The sequence below is a fragment of the Bradyrhizobium sp. Kon58 genome, from assembly GCF_055807455.1.
In genome coordinates this window covers 1-257 of the sequence record NZ_JBVVOT010000504.1, presented here as the reverse complement: position 1 = coordinate 257, position 257 = coordinate 1, and the positions used below count along the sequence as shown (strand labels likewise).

Sequence of the window (257 nt, the reverse complement as noted above, 5' to 3'; positions counted from 1 at the left end):
TGGATCCTGGCTACAGTCCCATTGAATACCTGGCCCAGATCACCCAGCTCATCGCGGCTTTGGGCAACGAAGCTGACCGTCATATCGCCAGCGGCCACCTTGTCCATCATCGCCCCGAGGCTGCGCAAGGTGCTGCGCGTGGAGGCGTAGAAGCCGGCATACAGATAGAAAATCAGGGCAAACACCGCGGCCAGCGCCGTGACCAGCAGCACCATGTGCAGGCGCTTTTGGGCCAGGCGTTGCTCCAGTTGCTGCTT

1 protein-coding gene is annotated in these 257 nt (G+C 61.1%); it reads right to left on the bottom strand.

The genetic code is table 11. From position 1 onward, the window contains the following. Positions 1-257: HAMP domain-containing protein (locus tag AC0L20_RS41285; RefSeq protein WP_473295875.1), on the bottom strand; the 257-nt coding region annotated here is incomplete at both ends.